This is a genomic window from Streptomyces sp. NPDC000983 (assembly GCF_040299205.1).
In the GTDB taxonomy this organism is placed as follows: Bacteria; Actinomycetota; Actinomycetes; order Streptomycetales; family Streptomycetaceae; genus Streptomyces.
Genome location: NZ_JBEPBM010000015.1, coordinates 179,878 through 188,261, shown reverse-complemented (window position 1 = coordinate 188,261; position 8,384 = coordinate 179,878). Strand labels below are relative to the sequence as shown.

Here is an 8,384-nt window from a genome sequence, read left to right as displayed (position 1 = left end):
CTTGGCGAGCCCAGGCCTGGGCCTGGGCTCGCCAAGCCGACCCGGCTCGGTCTACGGGCCGGCTGCCCGGCCCAAGGCATGGGTTGGCCGCTCACGGCCGGCCCACGGCCCGGCCCACCTTTCGCGCTGGGCGGCCCTCGGTCCGGCTCGACGGCTTACGGCTCACCGCCCGGGGCGCGCCCGTACGGCCGTCGCCTCCTGTTTCCGGCCTTGGCCGGGCCGGAGCGCGGGACTCCCGGGCCCCGGGGCTGGCTCGGCGGACCGCCGCCCTGCCCTGCCGCCCACGGTCCGGCTCGGTCCACCGCCAGGCTTGACGGCTCGCGGTCCGCGGTGCGCCCGCACTGCTGCCGCTCAGGTCCGGCCTTCGCCGGTGGGCCGGAGTGCGGGGCTGCCGGTTTCCCCGGGGCTGGCTCGGCGGCCCGGTCCATTACCCGGCGGCCCACGGCCCGGTCCGGCGGCCCACGGCCCGGTCCGGCGGCCTGCGGCCCGGTCCGGCGGCCTGCGGCCCGGGTGCTGCCGCGCACGGATCTGCCCCGCCGCCGCCCTTGAAAGGGCCGAGTCGGCCCGGGTGGACACGGTCACGTCCGCCGTGCGGGCCCGGGGCGATCGCCTCGTGGCGGGGCGCCGTCCGGCGGCTGGGCGGTCCAGGCTCCGGCTCGGCGGCCTGCGGGCCGGGTGCTGCCTGTGCACGCATCGGCCCGGACTCCGGTGCCGGCGCGCCCCGGAAGGGCCCGTGGCTCGGAATGGGGGGCGTGTAGGGCCGGGTGGGACTCGGTCCCGGTCGCTGTGCGGGATCGGGGGCGATGGCCCTGTGGCGCGGGCGTGGGGCCGGGGGCGATGGCCCTGTGGCGCGGACGCGTGGCCGGGGTGCTTGACCTTGACACCGTGGCAAGGCCTTCACTGCGGGGGAGGAGGTGGTCAGTCATGACCCAGGAAATGCAGAACCCGCCGCGCGCCGCCGAAGAACTGGCCGCGGACAGTGCGTCGGCTCGGTTGCGGGCCGCGATGGCCGCCGGTACCAACCCGCAGCCCGCGCTCGTCGCCGCGCTCGTGGCCCGGTGCGCGGTGGAGCCGGACTTCTCCGTCCGCGAGACGCTGACCTGGGCGCTCACCCGTCAGCCCGCCGACCTCACCCTGCCCCCGCTGCTGGACCAGCTCGTCTCGGCACTGCCCCAGGCCCGCAGCCAGGCGCTGCACACCCTCTCCAAGATCGGCGACCGGCGGGCGTGGCCCGCGCTGACCCGGGAACTGCTGACCGACGCCGACGACGAGGTCGCCCGCAGCGCCTGGCGGGCGGCGGTCGTCCTGGTCCCCGAGGGTGAGCGGCACGCCCTGGCGGTAGCGTTGGCGACGCAGCTCGGGCGCGGCGAGCGGGAGACACGGCTCAGCCTCAGCCGGGCCCTGATCGCGCTCGGCGAGACGACGAGGCCCGCCCTGCACACGGCGCTGAAGTCCCCGGACGACCGGGTCCGCGCCCACGCGCACGCCACGGAGCGGCTGCGGCGCGACCCGGAGGCGGGATTCGAGTACGCGCTCGAAGAGGCGAAGCGGGTCGCCGTACTCGGCCCGGACGGCCGGAAGGAGGGCTGAGGCGGCGGTGCTGATCGGTGAGGTGGCACGACGGTCCGGGGTCAGCGCCCGCATGCTCCGGCACTACGAGTCGCTCGGCCTGGTCCGGCCCGCCGGCCGGACCGGCTCCGGCTACCGGGAGTACTCCGACGACGACATCCGCCGGGTCTTCCACATCGAGAGCCTGCGCTCCCTCGGCCTGTCGCTGCGGGACGTGGGCCGAGCCCTCGACGACCCGGGCTTCACCCCCGCGCACCTCGTCGACGACCTGATCCGCGACACCCGCGCCAGGATCGCCGCCGAGACGGAGCTGCTGACCCGGCTCCGCCGCATCGACGCCACCGGACCCGCCGCCTGGGACGACGTCCTGCGCGTCGTGGCCCTGCTCCAGGCCGTCGGCTCGGAGAGCGCGGCCGGCCGCCAGCGCGCCGCACTCACCTCCGGTGCCGAACTCCCCGCCGAGGTCCTGGCCGAGGCGGCGCTGAGCGAGCCGGACCCGAACGTCGCCGGAGCGTTCCGCTGGGCGCTGGCCCGCACCGGGGACACCGCCCTGCCCACCCTCGCACGGGGCCTGGACTCCCCGGACCCCGAGGTCCGCGCCCGTGCCGTCCACGCCCTCGTCGCGCTCCCCGGCGAGGCCACCACAGGGCTGCTGCGGCGGGCCCTCGCCGACCCCGACCCCACCGTGCACCGCCTCGCGGCCCTCACCCTCGGCGGCCGGGGCGTCCCCGACGCCGTCCGGCCCCTGCTCGACATGGTCGTCGCGGGCACGAACGACGCCGACGCGCTGAGCGTTCTCGCCGACGACGACGCCCTCGCCGAACGGATCGTCACCGCCCTGACCCGCCTGCTCGCCCGGGACTCCCTCGACCCCGACGCCCGCCGGCGCCTGACGCAGGCACTCGCCGACATCCCGGGACCGTCGGCCTCCGAGGCCCTGGCCGGGCTGACCCACGACGAGGACCGGGTCGTCGCGCTCACCGCGACCTACGTCCGCGGCCTGCGCGAGAACCCCGACCGACGACGGCCGGGAGACCCGCCGTAAAAGGTGACAGAGGATGTCCGGCTTACCGGGGACCGTGGAACCACCAAGCCGTCGCAGGGAAAGGCCGGACATGTCACAGCCGCTTGAGGGCCGGGTCGCACTCGTCGCCGGAGCGACCCGGGGAGCCGGGCGCGGCATCGCCGTGGAGCTCGGCGCCGCCGGCGCCACCGTCTACGTCACCGGGCGCACCACCAGGGAGCGGCGCTCCGAGTACGACCGGCCCGAGACGATCGAGGACACCGCCGACCTCGTCACCGCGGCCGGCGGTCACGGCATCGCCGTCCCCGCCGACCACCTGGAGCCTGACCAGGTCCGCGCCGTCGTCGACCGCATCGCCGACGAGCAGGGCCGCCTCGACGTCCTCGTCAACGACGTCTGGGGCGGCGAGAAGCTCTTCGCCTGGGACGCCCCCGTCTGGGAGCACGACCTCGACGACGGGCTGCGGCTGCTCCGCCTCGCCGTCGAGACCCACGCCGTCACCAGCCACCACGCCCTGCCCCTGATGCTGCGCCATCCCGGCGGCCTGGTGGTGGAGATGACCGACGGCACCGCCGACTACAACCGCGACCACTACCGCGCCTCCTTCTTCTACGACCTCGCCAAGTCCTCCGTCCTGCGCATGGCCTTCTCCCTCGGCCACGAACTCGGCCCGCGCGGGGCGACCGCCCTGGCGCTCACCCCGGGCTGGCTGCGCTCGGAGATGATGCTCGACACCTTCGGAGTGCGCGAGGACAACTGGCGCGACGCCCTCGAACGCGTTCCGCACTTCGCGATCTCCGAGACCCCCCGCTACGTCGGCCGCGCGGTCGCCGCCCTCGCAGCCGACCCCGACGTGGCCCGGTTCAACGGCGCCTCCCTGTCCAGCGGCGGGCTGGCCCAGGTGTACGGCTTCACCGACCTCGACGGCAGCCGCCCCGACGCCTGGCGGTACCTGGTCGAGGTGCAGGACGAAGGGAAGCCCGCCGACACCACCGGCTACCGCTGAGGTGGCACCGGTTCGGTCACCGGCAGCCGCCAGCGCGCGGAGTGGCCCGGCGGCAGGCCCAGGTCCTCGCGGACGGCCGTGTAGTAGCCCTCGCGCCCGGCGCGCTGCCGGGCCAGCAGCGCCTGCCAGGCATCCGGGTCCCCGCCGCCCGTGCGCACGTACCGCTCCATCTCCATCACCGTCACCACCCACGCCCGGGCCCTGTCCACCACCTCGACGCTGCCCAGCATCAGCAGCGCCTCACCCGAGGGGTCCCGTGCGTCGTTCGCCTCGGCCAGCAGCGGCTTGGCCTCGTCCAGGGGGAGCGGGTCCGGGTGGGTGCCGAAGCCCTGTTCGGCGGCGATCCGGTACGTGACCATGACGGTCCGCTTCACCGACCGGGAGTAGTCGGAGTACACCGCCAGGCGCCGCTCCTCCCACCGGGCGGCCTCCTCCCGCCGGAAGCGGGCCGAGTCGCTGCGCACGAGGGCCAGATACGAGCCGAGCGCGCCGATCACCACGCCCAGCAGGGCGGGAAGTTGCTGGAGGAACACATCCATGGCTGCACGGTAGCTGCCGAGTTGATCTCACCGGCACTACCGTGCGGGACCATGACGGACACAACACGCTTTGACGGGTACGGAGTTCTCGTCACCGGGGCGGCCCGCGGCATCGGCGCGGCCACCTCCCGCCGGTTCGCCCAGGAGGGCGCGCGGGTTCTGGTGACGGACGTGGACGGGGCGGCGGCGGAGCGGACGGCGGCCGCGCTGCGGGAGGACGGCCTGCGCGCCGAGGCACAGGTGTGCGACGTGGGGGACCGCACCTCCGTCGAGTCGGCCGTGGCCCACGCCGTGGCCGCCTTCGGCTCCCTCGACGTCCTGGTCAACAACGCCTACGGCTGCACCCCCGACGAGCCCCTCTTCGAGGACGAACCCGACGACGTCTGGGCCCGCGACCTCGACCTCACCCTCACCGGCGCCTACCGCTGCTCCCGCGCCGCCCTGCCCCACCTGGCCGCCTCCGGACGCGGCGCCATCGTCTCCATCGGCTCGGTCAACGGCATGCAGAGCTTCGGCAACCACGCCTACAGCGCCGCCAAGGCCGGCCTCGCCTCCCTGACCCGCACCCTCGCCGGCCACGCGGCACCCCGCGGGGTCCGGGTGAACATGGTCGCCCCGGGCACCGTCCGCACCCCGGCCTGGGCGGGCCGGGAGGACGACCTGGAGGCGTTCTGCGAGGTGTATCCGCTGGGCCGGGTCGGCGAGCCGGAGGACATCGCCGCCGCGGTCGCCTTCCTCGCCTCCCGGGACGCGTCCTGGATCACCGGCACGACCCTGGTCGTCGACGGCGGTCTCACCTCCGTCAACACCGGGTTCCGCCTGGCCCACGCGGCCCGGCGGTAGCCCGTCGGCACGCCGAGGAGGGGACCGGAAGGTCCGGAAGTTCACCGTTCGGTCACAGACCGCCCCGGACCACAACCAACACCGCCCGGCGCCTGTCTAGCTGGCAGAGATCGCGGCACATCGCGACCACAATCCTGAGGGAAGGGCCGACCATGGGGGACATACGCAGACGAGGGGCCGTCACCCTCGGGATCGCCGCGCTGACGGCACCGCTCGTCGTGGCGCTCGGCGCCGCGCCGGCACAGGCCGCGAGCTGCACCTCGCAGACCGGGCCGTACCAGAAGAAGGTCGAGAAGTTCCTCGGCCTGACCGTCGACGGCAGGCAGTCCGCCTCCGACTGCAAGGCCATCCAGGCCTTCCAGACCAAGCACGGGATCAGCCCGAACGCCGGCTACGCGGGACCCGTGACCTGGGGCGTCATGGACCTCATGAACAAGCAGAAGGCCGTCGGGAACAAGCCGAACAAGGACGGCAAGTGCCCGGTCAACAAGGGCCGGATCGCCTGTGTGAACCTCACGCTCCAGCTGAGCTGGATCCAGGACGGCGACAAGCTCGTCTACGGCCCCGTCGCCGTGCGCACCGGCCGCGACGGCTACGAGACCCGCACCGGCCTGAAGAAGATCTACTGGCGCAACATCGACCACGTCTCGACGATCTACGACGTCCCGATGCCCTACGCCCAGTTCTTCGACGGCGGCCAGGCCTTCCACCAGGTCGGCGTCAGCATGTGGAACCCGCCCGGTTCGCACGGCTGCGTCAACATGACCAAGACCCACGCCAAGAAGTACTGGTCCCTGTTGAAGAACGGCGACGACGTCTTCGTCTACGGCCGCAAGCCGGGCACCTGAGACACACGCCCGCGTCCCGCCCCACCGTGACGGCGGGACGGGACGCGGACTCCCCCGGTGAGGGCGGTCGGAGCAGCACGTCGACGGTGCCGACGTTGACGAAGCCGCCCAGCGACGCCGGGGCGCCGCTCGACGTGCGGTAGGTCAGCTGCGCCAGCAGCGCGTAGGTGCTCCCACTTCACCTGCACGTTCCAGGTGCCGCAGATCAGCGGGACGAGGAAGCCGCCGAGGTTCCACTCGACGCGGACGGTGACGGGCACGCCCTTGTCGTGGAGTCGATACCGGGCGCGACCGCGAACGCGTTCGCCGACTCGGCGGTGCCGTGCCCGTGCTCCGGCCGCCTCGACGACGAGGCCCTGTTCGGGGCGTTGCGGGCCGGAGCCCGGGACCATCTCCTCAAGGACGCCGACGGCGCCGACATCGTCCGGGCGGTGCTCACCGTTGCCTCGGGCAACGCCGTGTACGGCACCGCCGGCGTCTTCCCCGAACTGACCGAGCGGGAAAGGGAAGGTGCTGGACCTGGTCGCCCTGGGGCCGGGCAACCACCAGATCGCCGCGCGACTGGTGCTGGTGGAGAAGACCGTCCGTAACCACGTCTCCGCGATCCTGACCAAGCTCCAGGTCTCCGACCGGGCCGCGGCCGTCGCCCGGGCCCGGGACGCGGGGCTGGGCGGCCCGCCGAGCGGGTCCGCGCGCCCCGGGGACGGGCGCGGTCGTACGGGCGGCAACGGAACGTGAGCAGCAACACGGTCTGCTATGTCCGTATTGGGTGTCCTTACTCACCTGGTCTTCACCTGCGTGGACGTATGCTTCACACCATGTCCACCAGTGTTGAACCCGTTTCCGATCGATCGGCTGACGAGGTCAACGAGGAGATCCGGGCCCTGTGGCGCCGGGCGGGCGGGACACTGAGCGTCGAGGAGCGCGAGGAGTACCAGCGACTCGTCATGGAGTGGGCCGCAGCGGCCCCGCAGCCGGTGTAACGCCGCCTGAGCTCCCCGGGACCGCCGAGCCTCGAAGACCCAGTGGGCACCCTGTGTGATGGGTGCCCCTTCTACTTTTCCGGCCGGTGCACCCGGCCCCGTCACCCCCAGGTCGCCGAGTAGTGCCGCTGGTACGCCTTGCGGTCCTGTTCCGAGCGGATGAAGCGGGTCGCCACCAGGGCGACCAGCGACCCCGCGACGATCAGCAGCCCGGGACCCACGTTCCGCGGATCGGCCAGGCGGGACAGCAGTTGTGTTCCCTCCACCCCGCCGACGGGTGCCGAGGAGCCCGGTGAGGCCGCCCCCGGCGCGATCGCGCTCGGCGTGGCCGACGGCGCGGGCGAGGCCGCCCCGCCCTGGGCGCCGCCCTGCGGTGCCGCCGTGATCAGCCGGACGTCCAGTTCGATCAGTGCCCTCGTCACCGGCTGGAAGAACGTCGTGCCGCCCGAGACGCAGTCGCCGCTGCCGCCGGAGGTGATGCCCAGCGCGACGCCCTCCGAGAACATCGGTCCGCCGCTGTCCCCGGGCTCCGCGCACACGTTCGTCTCGATCAGCCCGGACACCGTGCCCTCGGGATAGTTCACCGTGGCGTTCAGCGCCGTCACCGTGCCGTCGCTGAGCCCGCTGGTGCTGCCGCTGCGGAACACCCGCTGCCCGAGCACGGGATCGGCCGCCCCGGTGATCCGCACGCCCTGTCCGTCGCCGATGGCGACCACGTCGGCGCCCTCACCGGCGTCGCCGTCGGCGTACTGGATCAGGGAGAAGTCGCCGCCGGGGAAGTTCTGTTCCAGGGTCCGGCCCACCTGCTCGCGGCCCTGGTTGTCGGCGAACCACAGCGAGCCGTCGGGCCCGCAGTGGCCGGCGGTGAGGATGAAGTCGCGCTGCCCGTCGGTGACGTTGAACCCCGCCGAACAGCGGCCGGCCGTCGACAGGATCGGCTGCGCGCCGTTCAGCCGGGTGGTGAAGGTGCCCTCGGTGCGTTCCATCCGGACGAACGCGCCGATGCCGCCCGCGACTTCGGTGAGACTCGACCAGTCGCCGGCCGACACGGTGCTGTCGCCGCGGACCACCACCTCGTTGTTCCGGTAGTCCAGCGCCCAGGCCGTACCGGGCACCCTGGGCGCCGAACCGAGCGCCGAAGTCGCCGACTTGAGCTCGTTCATGCTGTGCGACACCAGCTTCGGCTCGGCGCCCGCCCGGCGGACCTCGGCGGCCGCGTCCCGGTCGGTCACCGCGACGACCGGCCGCCCGTCGGCGCCCACCCAGCTGCCCGCCGTACGCGAGGTGCCCAGCCGCTCGGCCAGACCGGAGCCGGTGTCCACGGCCGAGCGCACCGACACCTCGGGCGGGGCCGAGGTGCCGTTCGGCTCGCTCGCCACGGCGCGCGTCACCATCGCCGAGCCCAGCAGCAGTCCTCCGACGGCGGCCAGCCGTGCAGCTCGCCTGAGAGTCCGTCGTCGTACGTGCCTCATGCCTGGCTCCCGAGCCCGATCAGCGCGGTTCCAACACCGCGGGGCACCACCGGAGTCGGGTGCCCCCACTCGATACGTGGCGCGGGCCCGGTGCGTTCAC

The 8,384-nt window shown here is 73.9% G+C and carries 9 protein-coding genes; 7 read left to right on the top strand and 2 right to left on the bottom strand.

Annotated features, from left to right (window positions below; all coding sequences use genetic code 11):
- Positions 1-924 precede the first annotated feature (924 nt).
- The 3 genes from ABT296_RS19580 (at position 925) to ABT296_RS19570 (ending at position 3,599) form a co-directional block, all read left to right on the top strand.
- Entirely contained in the window at positions 925-1,590 is a 666-nt protein-coding gene (locus ABT296_RS19580) for a HEAT repeat domain-containing protein (RefSeq protein ID WP_351928908.1), read from the top strand.
- Between the two features lie 7 nt (positions 1,591-1,597).
- Entirely contained in the window at positions 1,598-2,614 is a 1,017-nt protein-coding gene (locus ABT296_RS19575; RefSeq protein WP_351928906.1) for a HEAT repeat domain-containing protein, read from the top strand.
- A gap of 70 nt (positions 2,615-2,684) precedes the next feature.
- Positions 2,685-3,599, top strand: a complete 915-nt coding sequence (locus tag ABT296_RS19570) for an SDR family oxidoreductase (RefSeq protein ID WP_351928904.1) — start codon at positions 2,685-2,687, stop codon at positions 3,597-3,599.
- On the opposite strand, the gene ABT296_RS19565 is transcribed toward ABT296_RS19570, so the two are convergent.
- Positions 3,590-4,138 (bottom strand): hypothetical protein, encoded by a 549-nt coding sequence (locus ABT296_RS19565; RefSeq protein WP_351928902.1) that lies wholly within the window; start codon positions 4,136-4,138, stop codon positions 3,590-3,592. The two genes, ABT296_RS19570 and ABT296_RS19565, sit on opposite strands and share 10 nt — an antisense overlap.
- A gap of 51 nt (positions 4,139-4,189) precedes the next feature.
- Here ABT296_RS19565 and ABT296_RS19560 point away from each other — a divergent pair, with 51 nt between their 5' ends.
- The 4 genes from ABT296_RS19560 to ABT296_RS19545 all read left to right on the top strand — a co-directional run bounded on the left by ABT296_RS19560 (position 4,190) and on the right by ABT296_RS19545 (position 6,812).
- Positions 4,190-4,981, top strand: coding sequence for an SDR family NAD(P)-dependent oxidoreductase (locus ABT296_RS19560; protein ID WP_351928900.1), 792 nt, complete (start codon positions 4,190-4,192; stop codon positions 4,979-4,981).
- Between the two features lie 152 nt (positions 4,982-5,133).
- Entirely contained in the window at positions 5,134-5,829 is a 696-nt protein-coding gene (locus ABT296_RS19555; RefSeq protein WP_351928898.1) for a L,D-transpeptidase family protein, read from the top strand.
- Positions 5,830-6,339: 510 nt separating this feature from the next.
- A complete protein-coding gene (locus ABT296_RS38740; RefSeq protein ID WP_502977284.1) occupies positions 6,340-6,567 on the top strand; it encodes a LuxR C-terminal-related transcriptional regulator in 228 nt (75 codons plus the stop codon).
- 80 nt (positions 6,568-6,647) lie between these two features.
- The gene (locus tag ABT296_RS19545; protein WP_351928917.1) at positions 6,648-6,812 is read left to right on the top strand and encodes a hypothetical protein; all 165 of its coding nucleotides are present in this window, start codon (positions 6,648-6,650) and stop codon (positions 6,810-6,812) included.
- Between the two features lie 101 nt (positions 6,813-6,913).
- Here ABT296_RS19545 and ABT296_RS19540 read toward each other — a convergent pair whose 3' ends face one another.
- Complete coding sequence (locus ABT296_RS19540; RefSeq protein ID WP_351928896.1) at positions 6,914-8,284, bottom strand: S1 family peptidase; 1,371 nt, start codon at positions 8,282-8,284, stop codon at positions 6,914-6,916.
- Positions 8,285-8,384 lie beyond the last annotated feature (100 nt).